Here is a 17,502-nt window from a genome sequence, read left to right as displayed (position 1 = left end):
GGCGGAACGCAAATCCTAACGATACCCGCCCCCGAAGCCAAGCGCCGCGGACGGCATGTGCGAACGGGGTACACTCGTGTTTTCCCCCAACTTCGACTCGACACCGAAGCCATCCATGAAGAAACTCTCGTTCCTTATCGCGGCTCTGGCCGTTGCCGGCGCGGCGCACGCTCAGCAATCCGCGCCCGAGACGCTGCCTTCCGGCATGACGATCCAGCATCTGACCAAGGGCACGGGCGCATCGCCGAAGGCCACGGATACCGTGAAGGTCCACTACCGCGGCACGCTTACCGACGGCACCGAATTCGACAGCTCGTACAAGCGCGGCCAGCCGATTTCGTTCCCGCTCAACCGCGTCATCCCGTGCTGGACCGAAGGCGTGCAGAAGATGCAGGTGGGCGGCAAGGCCAAGCTGACCTGCCCGGCCTCGACCGCTTACGGCGCACGCGGCGTGCCGGGCGCGATTCCGCCCAATGCGACGCTGAACTTCGAAGTGGAACTGCTGGGCATCGGCAGCTGAGACCGACAAGGTCTCCACGATCGAACGCCCTCTTCACGCGGGCGTTCTTTTTTGCAGGGCGACATTTGATTCGAAAGCGGCGGCTTCTATACTGGAATTGTGTTGCGGCGCAGCAATTTGTGCCGTACCAGGCAGTGGAGTGCAGTCATGCCCAAGAATCCGTGCGAACTTTGCATGCGGCTCATTGGCCGCCCCGGCCATGTTCCGCCCCATGCGCACCTTGTGAAATCGGCCACGCTGCCGACGGCATCGCAGGGAAGCGCCCACCTCTACCAATGCGAACGTTGCCGGCAGGCCATCGTACTGGTTGCCGACGAAGACGACGGTGCCGATCACTGGAAGCGCGTCTCGACGTAATCATTGACCGATGCCATGGACAATTTTCGCGCCGTGGCACGGGTAGAATTGACGCTCCATTCGCGAACCCAGAATTCGCGCCTGCCCTGCAGAACAACTGAATCGCTGCAGTGGTGGGATTTTGACAAGAGAGTGCAAGTTGAACAATTCGGCCAGCGATCGGACCGCGCAGCGTCCCCCAACGCCTGCGGTCGCCGACGCCCACGCCCGCGCCTCCGGTGTCGCCATCGCCGGGGCCATCGATGCCAATCGCGGTATCGCCCTCCTGACCTTCGCGTTCGTGCTGAGCCAGTTCTATCGCAGTTGTCTGGCGGTTATCGCGCCCGAACTGCAGCACGATTTTTCGCTGTCGCCGGCGGGATTCGGCGCGCTGTCGTCTTGCTTCTTCCTGGCGTTCGCCGCCGCGCAGATTCCTGTGGGGCTGGCATTCGACCGTTATGGCGTAGGCCGTCCCACCGCGCTGCTGCTGGGCGTCGGGGCCGTCTCGTCCATCATGTTCGTGGTGGCGCCGAGCGGCGGCGCGGCCATGGTCGCGCAGGCTGGGCTCGGCCTCGCGTGCGCGCCGGTGTTCATGGGCCTGATGCACTTCGCTTCCGAGCATCTCGACGAGAAGCGTTATATGCGCGAGGTCAGCCGCTCGAATGCCATGGGCATGATCGGCGCGCTGTGTGCCACGGCGCCGCTGGGCTGGATGTCCCAATGGATCGGCTGGCGTTACGCGATGGCGATCTCCGCGGTGTGCATGGTGCTGGCATGCTATGGCGTCTGGCGCCACGTGCGCGATACGGGCCACGCGGACGCCCGGCACGCGCCGATGGGCGGCATGCTGATCGACAGCGCGCGCCTGCTCGGCATGCGCGCGCTGTGGCTGCTGATTCCGCTATGCGTCGCGATGGCGGCCGGCACCGCGTTTCGCAATGCGTGGAGCGGGCCGTATCTGGCCAATGTGTACGGACTCGCCGCCGGCACGCGTGGTATCGCGCTGACGTTGCTGAGCCTGACCGGATTTGCCACCGCATTCCTGTTGCCTGTGCTCGTCCGGCGCACGACGCTCAAGCGGACGATTCTCGGCTGGGCGTGCTTCTCGACCTGCGGCGCGGTGGCGCTGGCGATCTGGCCCGGCCATGGTGTGGTGCAGAGCGTCGCGTGCATGGGTCTGCTGACGACGATCGGCATGCTCCATCCGCTCGTGATGGCGCAGGGCCGCAGCCTGCTGCCGCCGGCCAAGCGTGGGCGCGGGCTGGGCGTGCTCAACTCGTTCGTGTTTCTCGGTTCCGCGCTGACGTCGTGGGGCTTCGGCGTGATCGCCAATATCGGCCATGACCGCCTGTGGCCGAATGCGCTGACCTATGGCGTGATCTTCGGTACCGCCGCAGCCATTGTCGTGATCGCGCTCGTCCCGTACGTGTTCAGCGCGATGGGGCATTCCGTGGTGCCCGCGCGGGACGCGCAGGCAGTCGCCGACAGCTAGCCTCGGTCGCCTCGCATGTCGGCCCCGCACGCGTGCCCCCATCGGCGTGCTATGTTGGAAAGACTTGCTCGTTGCCGGAGTCCACGATGGCACGTCTCTTTCCTGCGTTGTTTCCCGCTTTGCTGTCACTGATGGCGCCCATGCCTGGCGCGGCGCAACCGTCGGTGACACCGGGCGAGTTACAGCGCCCGAACGTGGTCGTCATCGTGCGCCATGCGAGCGCGCCCGGGCTCAGCGATCCGCCGGGCTTCCGCCTCGGCGACTGCGCCACGCAGCGCAATCTCGACGCCGCCGGCCGGCAGCAGGCCATGGACCTCGGCGCTGCGTGGAAGACCGCCGGTTTCCGGCCCACGCGCGTGATGAGCAGCGCGTGGTGCCGGTGTCAGGAAACCGCCCGCCTGATGAACTTCGGTCCTGTGCGCGTCGAGCCGTTGCTCAACTCGTTCTTCGAGGCCGACGACGCGACCCGCACCGCGCAGACCGAAAGGCTTTCACGCCTGATCGATGGCCTCGACCCGAAAGGCGGCCCTTATCTGATGGTCACGCATCAGGTCGTGATCGGCGCGCTGACCGGCCATGGGGCTCGCACCGCGGGCGGCGTGGCCATCGAATTGCCCGCGCAGGGCGGACAGCGCCGCGTGCGGGTGCTGGATTAGGCATTCAAGAAAATCCTCTCCCCTGCCGATAGTTCGCCCAATGGCACTCATCAGGCAGACGAAATGAAAAACCTCGGTATTGGCGCCCGCCTTGGCATAGGCTTTGGCGTCGTGTTGTTTCTGTCCCTACTCATGACCGTTTATGGCATGTCGCGTCTGCAGGACGTGGCGAGCCACACGCACGCCATGATGCAGGAGCCGCTGGCCAAGGAACGTATCGTCAGCGACTGGTACCGGCTGATGTACGCGAGCGTGCGCCGCACGACGGCGACCGCCAAGAGTGCCGACCCGACGCTGGGTGCCTTCTTCGCGAAGGAGACCAAGTGGTCTGCCGACACGATCGCCGCGATGCGCGACAAGATCGAGCCGATGCTGGTCTCCGATGCCGAAAAGGCCGCGTTCCAGAAGATCCTGCAGGTGCGCAACCCGTACAACGAGTCGCGCGACAAGATCGCGCGCTTCAAGAAGGACGGCCAGACCGAAGAGGCGAACAAGGTGCTGGAGACCGAGTTCGTGCCGGCCGGCGATGCCTACCTTGCCGAGATCCAGAAGCTGCTCGATATCCAGCGTGCGTCGATCGACGATACCGCGAAGGAAATCAACGAGACCTATCTTGCTGCCCGCAATCGCATGATCGCGCTCGGCGCGGTAATGCTGGTCATCGGTGCCGGCTTCGCGTTCTGGCTCACCATCGGTATCACGCGTCCGCTGCACCGTGCGGTGCATATCGCGCGCACCGTGGCATCGGGCGACCTGACCAGCCGTATCGACGTAGACAGCACCGACGAGACCGGTCAGTTGCTCGAGGCGCTGCGCGAGATGAACGAGAACATCCTCGGCATCGTGCAGGAAGTGCGCCATGGCACCGAAGCGATCGCCACCGGCACGAGCCAGATTGCCGTGGGCAACACCGATCTGTCGCAGCGTACCGAGGAACAGGCGTCGTCGCTCGAGGAAACCGCATCGAGCATGGAAGAGCTCACGGGCATCGTCCGCCAGAACGCGGACAACGCGCGTCAGGCGAGCTCGCTGGCCGTCAATGCCTCGGACGTCGCGATCAAGGGCGGCGAGGTGGTGGGCCAGGTGGTCAACACGATGGAAGAGATCAGCGGCGCGTCGCGCAAGGTGGTCGATATCATCGCGGTGATCGAAGGCATTGCGTTCCAGACCAACATTCTCGCGCTGAACGCGGCCGTGGAAGCGGCGCGCGCCGGCGAGCAGGGCCGTGGGTTTGCCGTGGTGGCCGGCGAGGTGCGCAGTCTCGCGCAGCGCAGCGCGACGGCGGCCAAGGAGATCAAGTCGCTGATCGGTGATTCGGCCGAGCGCGTCGAGCGTGGCTCGGAGCTGGTCTCGGAAGCGGGTCAGACCATGGAGCAGATCGTCAGCGCCGTGAAGCGCGTGACGGACATCATGGGCGAGATCAGCGCGGCATCGGCCGAACAGAGCGCGGGTATCGAGCAGGTGAACCAGGCGGTGACGCAGATGGACACCGTGACGCAGCAGAACGCGGCGCTCGTCGAGCAGGCCGCGGCTGCCGCGGGCTCGCTCGAGGAGCAGGCCCAGCGGCTCAAGGAAGCCGTGGCGATCTTCCGCCTCGCAGCTTAGGGGGACTTGGGTGGCACGATCGTGCCACCCTCCGGCAGCTGGACGTTCTGCATATTGGGCATCATGTTCGTGTTCAGGTGGAACATGACCCAGAGCGTGCCCGACAGCGTGATGACCACGAGCACGAGCGTGAAGATCAGCGCGAGCAGCGTCCAGCCGTTTTCCGAGCGCGCGTTCATGTGCAGGAAGTAGATCATGTGAACGACGATCTGCACCGCGCCCAGGCCGAGCAGCACCAGCGCCGTCGTCGACGACTTGTCGAACACCTTCCCCATCACGAGCCAGAACGGAATCGCCGTCAGCACCACCGACAGCACGAAACCCGTCACATAGCCGCTCATCGTCGAATGCGCGGCGCCCGCCAGTTCGTCGTGGCCGTGATCGTCGTCATGGCCGTGGCCCATTGCCTCGTCATGCGCGCTCATGGCAGGACTCCCATCAGATAGACGAAGGTGAAGACGCCGATCCACACGACGTCCAGAAAGTGCCAGAACATCGACAGGCACAGCAACCGGCGGCGATTGGCCGTGATCAGGCCATGCTTGCCGAGCTGGAACATCAGTGTGATCAGCCAGATGATGCCGAACGTCACGTGCAGCCCGTGCGTGCTGACCAGCGCGAAGAACGAGGTCAGGAACGCGCTGCGCTGCGGGCCGGCGCCTTCGCTGATCAGATGCGCGAACTCGTAGAGCTCCACCGAGAGGAACGCCACGCCGAAGAGCCCGGTGATCGCGAGCCATATCTGCGTGCCGCGCAGGTTCTTCTTCTGCATCTCGAGCATCGCAAAGCCGTACGTGATGGACGAGAGCAGCAGGAACGTCGTATTGAGCGCGACCAGCGGCAGGTCGAACAGCTCGGCGCCCGTGGGCCCGCCCGCGTATTCGCGCCCGAGCACGCCATACGCGGCGAACAGGCAGGCAAAGATCAGGCAGTCGCTCATCAGGTAGAACCAGAACCCGAGCAGCGTGCCCTGCGCGGGATGGTGCTCCACCTTGATGTAGAACTGCAGCGGCTCCTGCCGCGAGCCATCTTCGGGCGCTGCCGCGCCGCCGGCGAGGGGGATCGTCGTATCAGCCATGGCTGCCTAGCAGTTGAGTGCGCGCGGCTTCGGTCCGGACCACGTCGTCGGCCGGAATGTAGTAGTCGCGCTTGTAGTTGAAGGTGTGATAAATCGCGCCGCCGATCGTGGCGACGAAGGAGACGATCACGAGCCACCAGATATGCCAGATCAGGCCGAACGCGCAGATGGAGCTCAGCGCGGCGAGGACGATGCCCGCGGCGGTGTTCTTCGGCATATGGATCGGAATAAAGCCTTCGAGTGGCCGCTTGTAGCCGTGCTGCTTCATCTGCCACCACGCATCGGCGTCATGCACGATGGGCGTGAACGCGAAGTTGTACTGCGGCGGCGGCGAGGACGTCGACCATTCGAGCGTGCGGCCATTCCACGGATCGCCCGTGGTGTCGCGCAGCGCTTCGCGGTTGCGGAAGCTCACGAACAGCTGGATCAGGAAGCTGCCGATGCCGAGCGCGATCAGGAACGCGCCGAACGCGGCCAGCTGGAACCAGATCTGCAGCGACGGATCGTCGAAATGGTTCATGCGGCGGGTCACGCCGAGCAGGCCCAGCCAGTACAGCGGCATGAACGCGAAGTAGAAGCCGACGAGCCAGAACCAGAACGAGCACTTGCCCCAGAACGGATCCAGGCGGTAGCCGAAGGCCTTCGGGAACCAGTACGTGATACCGGCCATGAGCCCGAACAGCACGCCGCCGATGATCACGTTGTGGAAGTGGGCGATCAGGAACAGGCTGTTGTGGAGCGAGAAGTCGGCGGGCGGCACCGCGAGCAGCACGCCGGTCATGCCGCCGATGACGAACGTGACCATGAAGCCGACGGTCCACAGCATCGGCACCTCGAAGCGGATGCGCCCGTGGTACATCGTGAACAGCCAGTTGAACACCTTCGCCCCGGTGGGGATCGAGATGATCATGGTCGTGATGCCAAAGAACGAGTTCACACTCGCGCCCGATCCCATCGTGAAGAAGTGGTGCAGCCAGACGAGGTACGAGAGCACCGTGATCACGACCGTCGCATAGACCATCGACGCATAGCCGAACAGGCGCTTGCGGCAGAACGTGGCGACGACTTCCGAGAACACACCGAATACGGGCAGCACGAGGATGTAGACCTCGGGGTGCCCCCAGATCCAGATCAGGTTCACGTACATCATCGCGCTGCCGCCGTTATCGACGGTGAAGAAGTTGGTACCGACGTACCGGTCGAGCGCCAGCAGCGTCAGGGCGGCGGTCAGCACCGGGAATGCCGCGATGATCAGCACGTTCGTGCACAGCGAGGTCCACGTGAAGATGGGCATGCGCATCAGGCTCATGCCAGGCGCGCGCATCTTGATGATCGTCACCAGCAGATTGATACCCGACAGCAATGTCCCGACCCCCGCGACCTGTAACGCCCATATGTAGTAATCGACGCCAACGTCGGGGCTATGAATGATGCCGGAGAGCGGTGGATAGGCCAGCCATCCCGTCTTGGCGAACTCGCCGACGAACAGCGACATCATCACGAGGATGGCGCCGCCCGTGGTCATCCAGAAGCTGAAGTTGTTGAGGAACGGAAAGGCGACGTCGCGCGCGCCGATCTGCAGCGGCACCACGAAGTTCATGAGCCCCGTGACGAGCGGCATCGCCACGAAGAAGATCATGATCACGCCGTGCGCGGTAAAGATCTGGTCGTAGTGGTGTGGCGGCAGGTAGCCAAGGTTGTCGCCGAACGCGATGGCCTGCTGAAGCCGCATCATCACGGCGTCGGCAAAGCCGCGCAACAGCATGATCACGCCGAGGATCACGTACATGATGCCGATCTTCTTGTGGTCGATGCTCGTGAACCACTCGTGCCAGAGATAGCCCCAGACGCGGAAGTACGTGAGCGCCCCGACGAGGGCGAGCCCGCCGAGCGCGACGACGATGAAGGTGATGAGCAGGATCGGCTCGTGATACGGAATGGCTTCCCACGAAAGCCGGCCGAAAATCTGCGTGGCGAGTTCGGAACGCTCGGGCATGTTGATCACCAAAGGCCGTGAGGGCCAACAGAAGTTGTCGAGAAGCGTGTCAGCGAACCAGGCGGCGATTGCCGATCGCGTCGGCCACGGCGTCACCGGAGACCGTGGGCGCATCGACCCCGATCGTGTTGCTCGCGGTGCAGACGTAGGCGGACGGATCGAACTTGCCGCGCGTGGCATCGAGCGCCATGACGTCGGCACGGCAGGTGCCGCCCTCCACGCAACGGTTCAGGATCGCGTCGTACAGCCCCGGCGCCACGCTGGCGAAGTGCTGCACGGGTTCGGCCTCGCTGGGTTTGGCCAGCTTGACGTAGGCATCGCGCGACAGCTGGTTTCCATCCGACTTGGCTTTGGCGACCCACTGCTGGAATTCCTCGTTCGTGAGTCCGTGGAACTTGAACCGCATCTGCGAGAAGCCGGCGCCGCTGTAGTTGGCCGAGAAGCCGTCATAGACGCCGGCGCGGTTGATCACGGCGTGGAGCTTGGTCTCCATGCCCGGCATGGCATAGACCTGCCCAGCCAGCGCCGGGATGAAGAACGAGTTCATGACCGCGCTGGAGGTGATCTTGAAGCGGATGGGCTGATCGACGGGCGCGGCGAGTTCGTTGACCGTCGCAATGCCTTGCTCGGGATACAGGAACAGCCATTTCCAGTCGAGCGCGACGACCTCGACCGTCAGCGGCTTGGTGCCGGCCGGAATCGGACGGCGATCGTCGAGGTGCGTGAGCGGACGATACGGATCGAGCTGGTGGGTACTCACCCACGTCACGGCGCCCAGCGCGATGATGATGAGCAGCGGCGCGGCCCAGATACCGAGTTCGAGGGTCGTGGAGTGATCCCAGTCGGGGTTGTACGTCGCCTCGCTATTGCCCTCCCGATAGCGGAAGGCGAAGACCAGCGTCATCGTGATCACCGGGATGATGATCAGCAGCATCAGGCACGTGGCGATGATGATCAGGTCGCGCTGTTTGACCGCCAGATCTCCAGATGGCGAAAGCAGCACTGCATTGCATCCTGCAAGGCCCATGAGCAGGCCGGACACGGTGACGAGTCTTGTTACCCCTCGCACCCCGAAATGTGATCGCACCGCCTGTTCTGAGCGTCCCATATTCGAAGAAGTGATGTGTTGAATACATCCGCCCGAATCTCATGCCGTAAAACGTTTCGGGTTTTCTTGGAGTTTAGGCGCTATTCTTGTGAATGCAGTACGCCGCATCTCACAAAAATTTGTTGACTAGGAGCCACGATGTCGAGTCTGACCCATCAGCATCGCGAGTCGCCGGCTGCACCTCCCGCGCCAGGGCACGCGCAGATCGCGCCGGCCGAGATCGCCACCGGCGTCGTGATCGGGCGCGCTTCCGAGTATTTCGACTTCTTTACGTACGGCATCGCGTCGGTGCTGGTCTTTCCGTCGGTCTACTTTCCGTTCGCGGGCGAACTCGAGGGGCTCCTGCTGGCGTTCACGGTGTTCTCGTTCGCGTTTATCGGACGCCCGTTTGGAACATCGCTGTTCATGCGTATCCAGCGGCGATGGGGGCGCGGCACCAAGCTGACGGCGTCGCTGTTCCTGCTTGGCACCGCCACGGTGGGCATCGCCTTCCTGCCGACGTACGCGACGCTGGGGACGACGTCGATTGTGCTGCTGTCCGTGTTTCGCTTCCTGCAGGGCGTGGCGTTCGGCGGGTCGTGGGATGGACTGCCGTCGCTGCTCGCGCTCAACACGCCGCCCGAGAAGCGCGGCTGGTACGCGATGCTGGGTCAGCTTGGCGCGCCGACCGGCTTTATCGTGGCGGGCGCGCTGTTCCTGTTCCTCCATGCGAGCCTGAGCCAGGCCGAGTTCCTGGACTGGGGCTGGCGCTATCCGTTCTATGTGGCCTTTGCCATCAACGTGGTGGCGCTGTTCGCGCGGCTGCGCCTGGTGGTCACGCACGAGTACACCCGTCTGCTGGACGAGGTGGAACTCGAGCCGATCACCACCGTGGAGATCATGCAGGCCCAGGCCGGCAATATCTTCCTGGGCGCGTTCGCGGCGCTGGCCAGCTACGCGCTGTTCCACCTCGTGACGGTGTTCCCATTGTCGTGGGTCCAGTTGCACAAGACGCAGGAGCTGTCGGACGTGCTGGCGATCCAGATCGTCGGCGCGGCGATCGCGATCGTCACGACCGTGTCGTCGGGGTGGATCGCCGACCGCGTGGGCCGGCGCTCGATGCTGGGCGCGATGGCGCTGCTGATCGGCGTCTTCAGCCTGTTCGCGCCATGGCTGCTCGATGGCGGCGCGACCGGGCAGGATCTGTTCATCCTGATCGGGTTCGCGCTGCTGGGCCTGTCCTACGGGCAGGCGGCGGGCGTCGTGACCTCGAACTTCGAACGGCGCTACCGCTATACGGGCGCGGCGCTGACGACGGACTTCGGCTGGCTGTTCGGGGCGGCCTTCGCGCCGCTGGTCGCGCTGGGACTGTCGGCGCGCTTCGGGCTGGTGGCCGTCAGCGTGTATCTGCTGTCGGGCGTGGTGTGCACGCTGCTGGCGCTGCGGATCAACCGGTCGCTTGGCACGCAGCAGCAATAGCCGACGCCCCTGGAACGCGACGAGAGCGCCTTCGGGCGCTCTTTTTGTTGGCTCATTTTCGGCTCATTGTCGCTACGTACGATAGGTTCATCGCAAACGCGCAATACAGCAAAGCGCAATCGAACAACGGAGCCGAACATGAACATCCTGCTGGGTTTTTCCCCCTTTCTTGCCTTCGCGATCGTCGAGCATCTGTTCGGCATCCTTGCCGGGCTGACCGCCGGCGCGGTCATGGCGCTGGCACTCGTGGTCCGCGACGCCGCGAGCGGCCGCTCGGTGAAGGTGCTCGAGATCGGTACCGTGATCCTCTTTGGCGCGCTCGCCCTCTACGCATGGCGCGACCAGCCGGCATGGAATATCGCGCAGGTGCGGCTCGTGGTCGATGCGGGCCTGCTCGGCGTCGTGCTGGCCTCGATGGCAATCGGCATCCCGTTCACGATGCAGTATGCGCGGGAACGTGTGGCGCCATCGCTGTGGAGCCACCCGGCTTTCGTGCGCACGAACTACGTGATCTCGGGTGCCTGGGCACTGGCCTTCGTGGCACTGATCGGTGCCGACCTGCTGATGCGGACGCGACCCGGTGCCGGTGCGCTGCTGACCGTGGCGGCCATCTGCGCGGCTGTCCGCTTCACGGAGCACTACCCGCGCCGCGTTTCTGCGTCGCAGCAGCAGACGGAAGCATCGTTCCAAGACCTTCCATCGCAAACGCGATAAACGCCCGTGCCGCCGCCGTCTGATAAGCGCCCTTGCGCTGCAGGACGGCGGCGCGCCGTGGTGCCAGCGGGACCTCCAGCTTCAGGATCTTGAGATCGTCGTGCACGTCGGCGATCGCCGAGGGCAGCACCGTGGCAAACCGGCCACTGCGCACCGCTTCGATGACGCCGGCCACCGAATTCACTTCGATCATGATCTTCGGCACGATGCCGAGCGGCGCGAAATATCGCTCGATATAGCCGCGTGTCGCAAATTCCCGCGTCAGCAGCGCCATCGACTCTTTCTCCAGATCCGCGGCAGTCAGCGCCGTGCGCCGGCGCGCATGCGGATGCTGGATGCCGACCATCAGCGACAGCGGCTCCTCGAACAGCGACAGCGCTTCCACCTCGGGCAGATGGATATCGTCGAACGCGATGCCGAGGTCGATTGCGTCGTCGGCAAGCAGCGGTTCCACGCGCTCCTGCGGCATCTCGCGGACGTTGAGCGCGATATTGGGATAGCGGGCGTTGAACGCCACGATCAGCTGGCTGAACAGGTAGGGCGTGAACGTCGGCGTCATGCCGAGCCGCAGGTTGCCACGCGTGAGTTCGCCCACGTCATGGATCGCGCGGCGGCCGGCCTCGAGGTCCTGGATGGCGCGGCGCGCGTGCACCAGATAGGCCTCGCCGGCGTCGGTCAGGCGCGTGGTCCGGCCGGTGCGATCGAACAGCTGGGCGCCGAGCGCGTCCTCGAGCTGCCGGATCTGCTGGGAAAGCGTCGGCTGGGACACGTGCACGATCTCCGCCGCACGCGTGAAGTTGCCCGTCTCGGCGACGGCCAGGAAGTAGCGGATATGTCGCAGCAGCATCGGACCATTCGTTATTGGTATTTCCAATCGAAAACATAATAAACTGGTCTTGGACGTTATGGCTCTGAAGCACGATGCTTGCATCAACGAATTAGCGACACGAATTAGCGACGTCCCGATGGAGCGAGCCATGCAAGACCTGATCGACGGTTTCCTGAAGTTTCAGCGCGAAGAGTTTCCGAAGCGGTCCGAACTGTTCAAGCGCCTGGCCACGACCCAGAAGCCGCCGACCCTGTTCATTGCCTGTTCGGACAGCCGCGTGGTGCCCGAACTCTTGACCCAGCGCGAGCCAGGCGACCTGTTCGTGATCCGCAATGCCGGCAATATCGTGCCGTCGTACGGCGTGCAGCCCGGCGGTGTCTCGGCGAGCGTCGAGTATGCGGTGGTCGGACTGGGCGTGAGCGATATCGTGATTTGCGGACACTCGGACTGCGGCGCGATGACCGCGGTGGCCAAGTGCACGTGTCTCGACCATATGCCGCAGGTAGCCGGCTGGCTGCGCCATGCCGATGCCGCCAAGGCCATCAATGCCTCGCGCGAGCATGCCGACGACAAGGCGCGCGTCGATGGCATGGTGCGCGAGAACGTGAAGGCACAGATCGCCAACCTGAGGACGCATCCGTCCGTGGCGAAGGCGCTTGGAGAAGGCCGCCTGACGATCCACGGCTGGGTCTACGACATCGGCACCGGATCGGTCGATGCGTTCGACGGCGTGACCGAGCAGTTTGTCTCCCTCGCCGACCACCGCACGGTGGCCGCGGCCCGTATCACCCCCCGTTAGTCCCTGCAACCCCGACCGGACTCGCCAACGCGGACCCACCGCCGGCGCGTCATTGTCTTCCTACCTGCCAAGGAGCCGTTCATGCCGCAATCGCCGCAATCGCAAGTCACCCAGACCACCCGCCAGAACCTGACGGACGTCATCATCGACGCCAAGGACCGCAAGGGCCTGACGTTCGAGCAGATCAACGAAGGCACGGGCCTGAGCCTCGCGTTCGTGACCGCCGCGCTGCTGGGCCAGCATCCGCTGCCGGCCGATGTCGCGAAGATCGTCGCCGCGCGGCTGGAACTCGATGACGACGCCATCCGCCTGCTACAGACCATCCCGGTCCGCGGCAGCATTCCGGGCGGCGTGCCGACCGATCCGACCATCTATCGCTTCTACGAGATGGTGCAGGTCTACGGCTCCACGCTGAAGGTGCTCGTGCACGAGAAGTTCGGCGACGGCATTATCAGCGCGATCAACTTCAAGCTCGATATCAAGAAAGTGGAAGACCCGGAAGGCGGCCACCGCGCGGTGATCACGCTCGACGGCAAGTACTTGCCGACCAAGCCGTTCTGATCTCCGCGCCGCGATCCAGCCGCAGCCGTCACGGCACCAGCAGCAACTTGCCCGTGGTGGTGCGGCTTTCCATGTCCGCGTGGGCCCTGCCGGCTTCCGCCAGCGGATATACGCCGCCGATGTTCACGCGCAACTGACCCTTGCGGATCCAGTCGAACAGGCGGTTCGTTCTCTCGCGCAGCAGTGCAGGCGTGTGGATGTGGTCGAAGAAGACCGCATAGCCGATCTTGATGCTGCGCGGCAGGCTCATGATGTCGATCGGGCCGGGGCCGCCGAGTACCGGACCGTACCAGCAGAACGTGCCCGAACGGCGCAGCGAGGCCACCGAGTCCTTGAAGGTCGTGGGACCCGAGCCGTCGAACACCGCGTGCACGCCCTCGCCGTCCGTGAGCCGGAGGACCTCGTCCGCGAACTGGCCGGTGGTATCGACGATCACGTGTGCCGCGCCTGCGGCTTTGGCCGCGCCGACTTTATCCGCCGACGAAACGCGGCCGATGACGCTGCCGCCGCGCAGGCGAATGATCTGCGAGAGCAGTTGGCCGACGCCGCCCGCCGCCGCGTGGACCAGTGCGACGTCGCCGGGCTGTACTGGATAGAAGTCGGTGGCAAAGTGGCTGGCGGTGATGCCCTGCATCATCAGGGCGGCCGCCGTGCGATCGTCGATATCGTCGGGAATCGGGACTAGCGCCGAAGCCGGCGCGACGATGCGGTCGGCGTAGCTCCCGGGCACGTAGACCCACGCCACGCGCTGCCCGACGGCGAGGTCCGTGACGCCGGGGCCGAGGGCGGCCACACGGCCTGCGCCTTCGACGCCGAGGCGCTTCGGGTACGCATACTCCTTCCAGAATTCGCCGCCGCGCACGCCGATATCCATGAAATTGACGCCGGCCGCAGCCACGTCGACGAGCACCTCGCCCTGGCCGGCCACCGGATCGGGCAGCGTATCGAGCTGGAGTACGTCCGCCCCGCCCGGGCGTTGCATTGCGATGACCTTCATCGGTTTCTCCTTTCTTGAATGATCATTCCAAAACTGGGCAAAAAAATCAGCGCAAGGCGCGCAGGGTCATCGACCCGATGACGTCGAGCTGCGCCGCGTCCGCACCGCCCCGTGCGGCGATGCGGATTGCCGCGAAGCTGGCCATGACATGCGTGGCCACGGCCTCGGGCGTCAGCGCCGCCGCGATCTCGCCGTCGGACTGGGCCTCGGCCGCGCGCGCGGCGATCGCCGACGTGAGCGCGTGGTGCGCGCGCGCATGGATCGCCGACAGATCCGGCTGGCTGTGTCCGAACTCGCAGATCGAGTGGACCCCGAGGCAGGCATGGTCCGCTTCCGCGATGACGCGGGCAATCATTGCGGCGATGCCATCGAAGGCCCGCGTCTTGCCGCGGAGTGCTGAAAGGTGAGCGCTCGCTTCGTTCGAGGCGTAACGTTCCACGGCAAGGCAATACAATTGCCACTTGTCGCCGTAGGTGTCGTACAGGCTCTGCCTGCCGATCCCCATGGCCTGGGTCAGCATCTCCGTAGAGGTGCCTTCGAAGCCATGTAGCCGGAATACGCCGATGGCGGCGTCCAGCGCGCGGTCCTTGTCGAATGCCTTGGGTCTAGCCATGTCGACGTTGTACTTATTTTGGAATGAATAGTCAAGAACATCGCCGGGACGGCCATCAGTGGCGGTACCTGCACCCCGATTACGTACGCCTCCCCGCGAGTTGGAGTATTCTTCGCGCCAGAGTCCGCCCGCTCGAGCCCTGTCTGAAGGGATACTTGTCAATCGCAGGTCGCGGGCGTACTGTTTGACGTTTTGCTCCCCAGCATCTCCCTAGCTTCCTGGACAGTTTCCGGATGAACAACAATTCGACAAATTTTCCAGACGAGCCGCCTCTGCCGCCGACCTGGGATGCACGCCTCGCGCGTCGCCTGGTCCGACCCCTCAAGCACACCCGCGTCACGCCCAACCACCTGACGACCGTCCGCCTGCTGATCGGCCTTGCCGGTGCGATCGCGCTGACACGTGGCGGGTATCTGTGGACGAATATCGGTGCGTTCCTGATCGTGCTGTCGAATTTCGTCGACCACACCGACGGCGAACTCGCCCGCATCAGCGGCAAAGGCAGCAAGTTTGGCCACTTCTACGATCTGGCCGCCGACGCGCTGGTCACGATCCTGCTGTTCGGCTGCATGGGTGTGGCGATCGCGAGCCCCGACGATAAGGGCCCGCTCGGATCCGCCGCGCTCGGCACGATCGCCGGCATTGCCGTCGCGCTGATCTTCTTCCTGCGCATGCGCATCGAGTCCATGGTCGGCAAGAGCGGCACCAAGCAGGCATCGGCCGCCGGTTTCGAGACCGAGGACGTGCTGTACCTGCTGCCGCTCGTCACGCTGACGAACGGCATCGCGCCATTCCTGAAGGCGGCCGCCATCGGCGCGCCGATCTTCGCGGCATGGTGCATCGTGGATTACTGGCGCGTAGTGCGCCGCACCCAGCCCGTGATGAATTCCAAGGACGCCTGAGGTACCCATGACTGACCAGGCCATGCGCGCGAGCGCACCGGATGTGACCCTGCCCGGCACATCATCATCGTCGTCGCCATCGCACGCGGCGCGCGCGGTATCCACGCCCGACGCCGACGTCGCGCGCGAAACCGCCACGTTCGACAATGCGGCACTGCGCGAAGACTTCGTGCGGCAGGGCGCGTTTCTGTATCTCGACAAGTTCCTCGCCCCCGATGCCACGGCGCAGCTGATCCGGCTCGCGCGGGAACTGCAGCCGCATATCAACCGCAACTACCTGCCCGGCCACAAGCAGGGCGGCAGCGTCAGCCGGCACACCATCGACGAGCATGCGCCGTTCATTGCCGAGCTGTATCGCTCGAAGGCGCTGATCGGCTGGCTCGAGCAGATGACCGGCGACCGCCTGCAGGTGTGCCCCGCGACCGATCCGCATGCCTACGCGCTGTACTACTACACGCGCGAAGGCGACCATATCGGCTGGCATTACGACACGTCTTACTACGACGGCCGCCGCTACACGGTGCTGCTTGGCGTCATCGACGAATCGTCGTGCCGGCTGGACTACGAGCTGCACACGCGTGACAAGGACCGCGCCGACGAGCCGGGCTCGGTCGCGATTCCGCCGGGCGGCCTCGTGCTGTTCGACGGCGACAAGCTGCGCCACCGCATCACGCCCGCGCGCGCCAACGAGTTCCGGGTCTCGCTCACGTTCGAGTACGTGACCGACCCCGGCATGCGCCCGTGGCTGCGTCTTATTTCGAATATGAAGGATGCGGTCGCGTACTTCGGTTTCCGTCAGGTGTTCCGGCGCCTGCTATCGGGTGGGAAGAATCGCGCGTGACTCGTGCTGCAGTACTTTTGTTTACGATTGGCGCGGCGCTGTTCGTCGCGCTGCTGGCATGGCGCGGTTTCGATGCGGTGGTCTCGACGCTGCTGGTCGCCAAATGGGGCCTCGCGCTCATCGCGGCCTTCCATCTGATTCCGCTGCTGCTCGATGCGGCATCGATCTGGGTGCTCATGCACCGCCACGGCGAAGGCAAGATCCGCGACGCGATCATGACGCGCTGGGTCGGCGAGTCGGTCAACAGCCTGTTGCCGGCCGGTCAACTGGGCGGTCCGGTGCTGATGGTGCGGTACCTGTCGCATCGCGGGGCGCGCATTCGCGACGCGGCCGCGGCGATCACGGTCAGCACGACCGCGCAGGCGCTGTCGCAGATCCTGTTCGCGCTGGGCGGCGTGCTGCTGTTCAGCGCCAACGGCGGCCTGGCGGGCGAGCGTACGCCGGTCATTGCCGCCACCGCGGTGCTGGCGCTGATGGTGGTGGGATTTGTCGTGCTGCAGCGCCGGGGGATGTTCGGCCGCGTGCTGCGGCTGCTGTCGAAGGTCTTCGGCAAGCGCGACTGGAAGGGCCTGACGGTAGGCGCCGACGCCGTGGACGAAGCGATTCGCGAGCTCTACGGCGAGAAGGGCCGTGTGGCGGCAAGCTTCTTCCTGAACCTGATCGGCTGGATCGTCGGCACCGCCGAGGTCTGGCTGATCATGCATTTCCTCGGTCATCCGGTGAGCTGGGTGGACGCGTTGTTACTGGAGTCGGTGGGCCAGGCCATTCGTGGCGCGGCCTTTGCGATTCCTGGTTCGCTCGGCGCGCAGGAAGGCGGGTACCTGCTGCTGGCCCCGCTGGTGGGTCTGCCGCCGGACATGGCGCTGGCGTTGTCGCTGGCCAAGCGCGTGCGCGAACTGATCCTGGGTTTGCCGGGCCTGTTGTATCTGCATTTGAGTGAACGGAAGTTCCAGCGCAGACGCGCGGCTTTGGAACCATCCGAATGACGGGCGGTTAT

Annotated in this window: 19 protein-coding genes; 12 read left to right on the top strand and 7 right to left on the bottom strand. The window is 64.8% G+C overall.

Annotated elements, in window-relative coordinates; genetic code table 11:
- The first annotated feature begins 115 nt into the window (after window positions 1-115).
- The 5 genes from FOB72_RS26435 (at window position 116) to FOB72_RS26415 (ending at window position 4,609) form a co-directional block, all read left to right on the top strand.
- Window positions 116-520, top strand: coding sequence for an FKBP-type peptidyl-prolyl cis-trans isomerase (locus tag FOB72_RS26435; protein WP_150375807.1), 405 nt, complete (start codon window positions 116-118; stop codon window positions 518-520).
- Between the two features lie 147 nt (window positions 521-667).
- On the top strand, window positions 668-877 hold the full coding sequence (locus tag FOB72_RS26430; protein WP_191002456.1) for a hypothetical protein: 210 nt from the start codon (window positions 668-670) through the stop codon (window positions 875-877).
- A gap of 226 nt (window positions 878-1,103) precedes the next feature.
- A complete protein-coding gene (locus FOB72_RS26425) occupies window positions 1,104-2,348 on the top strand; it encodes an MFS transporter (protein ID WP_150377437.1) in 1,245 nt (414 codons plus the stop codon).
- 86 nt (window positions 2,349-2,434) lie between these two features.
- Window positions 2,435-3,004, top strand: a complete 570-nt coding sequence (locus FOB72_RS26420; RefSeq protein WP_150375805.1) for a histidine phosphatase family protein — start codon at window positions 2,435-2,437, stop codon at window positions 3,002-3,004.
- Between the two features lie 63 nt (window positions 3,005-3,067).
- Complete coding sequence (locus FOB72_RS26415) at window positions 3,068-4,609, top strand: methyl-accepting chemotaxis protein (protein ID WP_150375803.1); 1,542 nt, start codon at window positions 3,068-3,070, stop codon at window positions 4,607-4,609.
- Here the strand turns inward: FOB72_RS26415 and cyoD are convergent.
- Genes cyoD through cyoA form a run of 4 tightly spaced genes read right to left on the bottom strand, consistent with a single transcriptional unit; the run spans window position 4,606 to window position 8,710 of the window.
- On the bottom strand, window positions 4,606-5,034 hold the full coding sequence (gene cyoD, locus FOB72_RS26410; RefSeq protein ID WP_150375801.1) for a cytochrome o ubiquinol oxidase subunit IV: 429 nt from the start codon (window positions 5,032-5,034) through the stop codon (window positions 4,606-4,608). The genes FOB72_RS26415 and cyoD overlap by 4 nt on opposite strands.
- Window positions 5,031-5,687, bottom strand: coding sequence for a cytochrome o ubiquinol oxidase subunit III (gene cyoC / locus FOB72_RS26405; RefSeq protein ID WP_150375799.1), 657 nt, complete (start codon window positions 5,685-5,687; stop codon window positions 5,031-5,033). The genes cyoD and cyoC overlap by 4 nt, the downstream gene beginning before the upstream one ends.
- The gene (gene cyoB / locus FOB72_RS26400) at window positions 5,680-7,683 is read right to left on the bottom strand and encodes a cytochrome o ubiquinol oxidase subunit I (protein ID WP_150375797.1); all 2,004 of its coding nucleotides are present in this window, start codon (window positions 7,681-7,683) and stop codon (window positions 5,680-5,682) included. Before cyoB ends, cyoC begins: the two co-directional genes overlap by 8 nt.
- A 49-nt stretch (window positions 7,684-7,732) precedes the next feature.
- Window positions 7,733-8,710 carry a ubiquinol oxidase subunit II gene (gene cyoA, locus FOB72_RS26395; RefSeq protein ID WP_223851803.1) on the bottom strand — a complete coding sequence of 326 codons (978 nt, stop codon included), beginning with the start codon at window positions 8,708-8,710 and terminating at the stop codon, window positions 7,733-7,735.
- A 219-nt stretch (window positions 8,711-8,929) separates the two neighbouring features.
- Here cyoA and FOB72_RS26390 point away from each other — a divergent pair, with 219 nt between their 5' ends.
- Window positions 8,930-10,249 carry an MFS transporter gene (locus tag FOB72_RS26390; RefSeq protein ID WP_150375793.1) on the top strand — a complete coding sequence of 440 codons (1,320 nt, stop codon included), beginning with the start codon at window positions 8,930-8,932 and terminating at the stop codon, window positions 10,247-10,249.
- A gap of 138 nt (window positions 10,250-10,387) precedes the next feature.
- Window positions 10,388-10,963: a hypothetical protein gene (locus FOB72_RS26385; RefSeq protein ID WP_150375791.1), complete on the top strand. Its 576-nt coding sequence runs from the start codon at window positions 10,388-10,390 to the stop codon at window positions 10,961-10,963.
- Here FOB72_RS26385 and cynR read toward each other — a convergent pair.
- Entirely contained in the window at window positions 10,878-11,810 is a 933-nt protein-coding gene (gene cynR / locus FOB72_RS26380) for a transcriptional regulator CynR (protein WP_150375789.1), read from the bottom strand. The genes FOB72_RS26385 and cynR overlap by 86 nt on opposite strands.
- A 130-nt stretch (window positions 11,811-11,940) precedes the next feature.
- On the opposite strand from cynR, the gene FOB72_RS26375 reads away from it, so the two are divergent.
- A complete protein-coding gene (locus FOB72_RS26375) occupies window positions 11,941-12,591 on the top strand; it encodes a carbonic anhydrase (protein WP_150375787.1) in 651 nt (216 codons plus the stop codon).
- Window positions 12,592-12,672: 81 nt separating this feature from the next.
- Entirely contained in the window at window positions 12,673-13,152 is a 480-nt protein-coding gene (cynS, locus tag FOB72_RS26370; protein ID WP_150375785.1) for a cyanase, read from the top strand.
- A gap of 28 nt (window positions 13,153-13,180) precedes the next feature.
- On the opposite strand, the gene FOB72_RS26365 is transcribed toward cynS, so the two are convergent.
- Window positions 13,181-14,149, bottom strand: a complete 969-nt coding sequence (locus FOB72_RS26365; RefSeq protein ID WP_150375783.1) for a quinone oxidoreductase family protein — start codon at window positions 14,147-14,149, stop codon at window positions 13,181-13,183.
- A 46-nt stretch (window positions 14,150-14,195) separates the two neighbouring features.
- Window positions 14,196-14,762: a TetR/AcrR family transcriptional regulator gene (locus FOB72_RS26360; RefSeq protein WP_150375781.1), complete on the bottom strand. Its 567-nt coding sequence runs from the start codon at window positions 14,760-14,762 to the stop codon at window positions 14,196-14,198.
- Between the two features lie 233 nt (window positions 14,763-14,995).
- On the opposite strand from FOB72_RS26360, the gene FOB72_RS26355 reads away from it, so the two are divergent.
- From FOB72_RS26355 to FOB72_RS26345, 3 genes are read left to right on the top strand one after another with little or no spacing between them, the layout of a single operon-like run.
- Window positions 14,996-15,664, top strand: a complete 669-nt coding sequence (locus FOB72_RS26355; protein WP_150375779.1) for a CDP-alcohol phosphatidyltransferase family protein — start codon at window positions 14,996-14,998, stop codon at window positions 15,662-15,664.
- A 22-nt stretch (window positions 15,665-15,686) separates the two neighbouring features.
- Window positions 15,687-16,505 carry a 2OG-Fe(II) oxygenase gene (locus FOB72_RS26350; protein ID WP_191002431.1) on the top strand — a complete coding sequence of 273 codons (819 nt, stop codon included), beginning with the start codon at window positions 15,687-15,689 and terminating at the stop codon, window positions 16,503-16,505.
- Window positions 16,502-17,491 (top strand): flippase-like domain-containing protein, encoded by a 990-nt coding sequence (locus FOB72_RS26345; protein ID WP_150375775.1) that lies wholly within the window; start codon window positions 16,502-16,504, stop codon window positions 17,489-17,491. Before FOB72_RS26350 ends, FOB72_RS26345 begins: the two co-directional genes overlap by 4 nt.
- Window positions 17,492-17,502 lie beyond the last annotated feature (11 nt).

This window comes from Cupriavidus pauculus (assembly GCF_008693385.1).
Lineage (GTDB): Bacteria > Pseudomonadota > Gammaproteobacteria > Burkholderiales > Burkholderiaceae > Cupriavidus > Cupriavidus pauculus_D.
Note: the sequence above shows the minus strand (reverse complement) of the source record. Positions and strands in the feature narration are given on the sequence as shown.

What these genes read in the sequence shown, in the direction of transcription:
- FOB72_RS26435 (WP_150375807.1), top strand. Translation starts at nt 116, where the DNA reads ATGAAGAAACTCTCGTTCCTTATCGCGGCTCTGGCCGTTGCCGGCGCG.
- FOB72_RS26430 (WP_191002456.1), top strand. Translation starts at nt 668, where the DNA reads ATGCCCAAGAATCCGTGCGAACTTTGCATGCGGCTCATTGGCCGCCCC.
- FOB72_RS26420 (WP_150375805.1), top strand. Translation starts at nt 2,435, where the DNA reads ATGGCACGTCTCTTTCCTGCGTTGTTTCCCGCTTTGCTGTCACTGATG.
- FOB72_RS26415 (WP_150375803.1), top strand. Translation starts at nt 3,068, where the DNA reads ATGAAAAACCTCGGTATTGGCGCCCGCCTTGGCATAGGCTTTGGCGTC.
- cyoD (WP_150375801.1), bottom strand. Translation starts at nt 5,034, where the DNA reads ATGAGCGCGCATGACGAGGCAATGGGCCACGGCCATGACGACGATCAC.
- cyoC (WP_150375799.1), bottom strand. Translation starts at nt 5,687, where the DNA reads ATGGCTGATACGACGATCCCCCTCGCCGGCGGCGCGGCAGCGCCCGAA.
- cyoB (WP_150375797.1), bottom strand. Translation starts at nt 7,683, where the DNA reads ATGCCCGAGCGTTCCGAACTCGCCACGCAGATTTTCGGCCGGCTTTCG.
- cyoA (WP_223851803.1), bottom strand. Translation starts at nt 8,710, where the DNA reads ATGGGCCTTGCAGGATGCAATGCAGTGCTGCTTTCGCCATCTGGAGAT.
- FOB72_RS26390 (WP_150375793.1), top strand. Translation starts at nt 8,930, where the DNA reads ATGTCGAGTCTGACCCATCAGCATCGCGAGTCGCCGGCTGCACCTCCC.
- FOB72_RS26385 (WP_150375791.1), top strand. Translation starts at nt 10,388, where the DNA reads ATGAACATCCTGCTGGGTTTTTCCCCCTTTCTTGCCTTCGCGATCGTC.
- cynR (WP_150375789.1), bottom strand. Translation starts at nt 11,810, where the DNA reads ATGCTGCTGCGACATATCCGCTACTTCCTGGCCGTCGCCGAGACGGGC.
- FOB72_RS26375 (WP_150375787.1), top strand. Translation starts at nt 11,941, where the DNA reads ATGCAAGACCTGATCGACGGTTTCCTGAAGTTTCAGCGCGAAGAGTTT.
- cynS (WP_150375785.1), top strand. Translation starts at nt 12,673, where the DNA reads ATGCCGCAATCGCCGCAATCGCAAGTCACCCAGACCACCCGCCAGAAC.
- FOB72_RS26365 (WP_150375783.1), bottom strand. Translation starts at nt 14,149, where the DNA reads ATGAAGGTCATCGCAATGCAACGCCCGGGCGGGGCGGACGTACTCCAG.
- FOB72_RS26360 (WP_150375781.1), bottom strand. Translation starts at nt 14,762, where the DNA reads ATGGCTAGACCCAAGGCATTCGACAAGGACCGCGCGCTGGACGCCGCC.
- FOB72_RS26355 (WP_150375779.1), top strand. Translation starts at nt 14,996, where the DNA reads ATGAACAACAATTCGACAAATTTTCCAGACGAGCCGCCTCTGCCGCCG.
- FOB72_RS26350 (WP_191002431.1), top strand. Translation starts at nt 15,687, where the DNA reads ATGCGCGCGAGCGCACCGGATGTGACCCTGCCCGGCACATCATCATCG.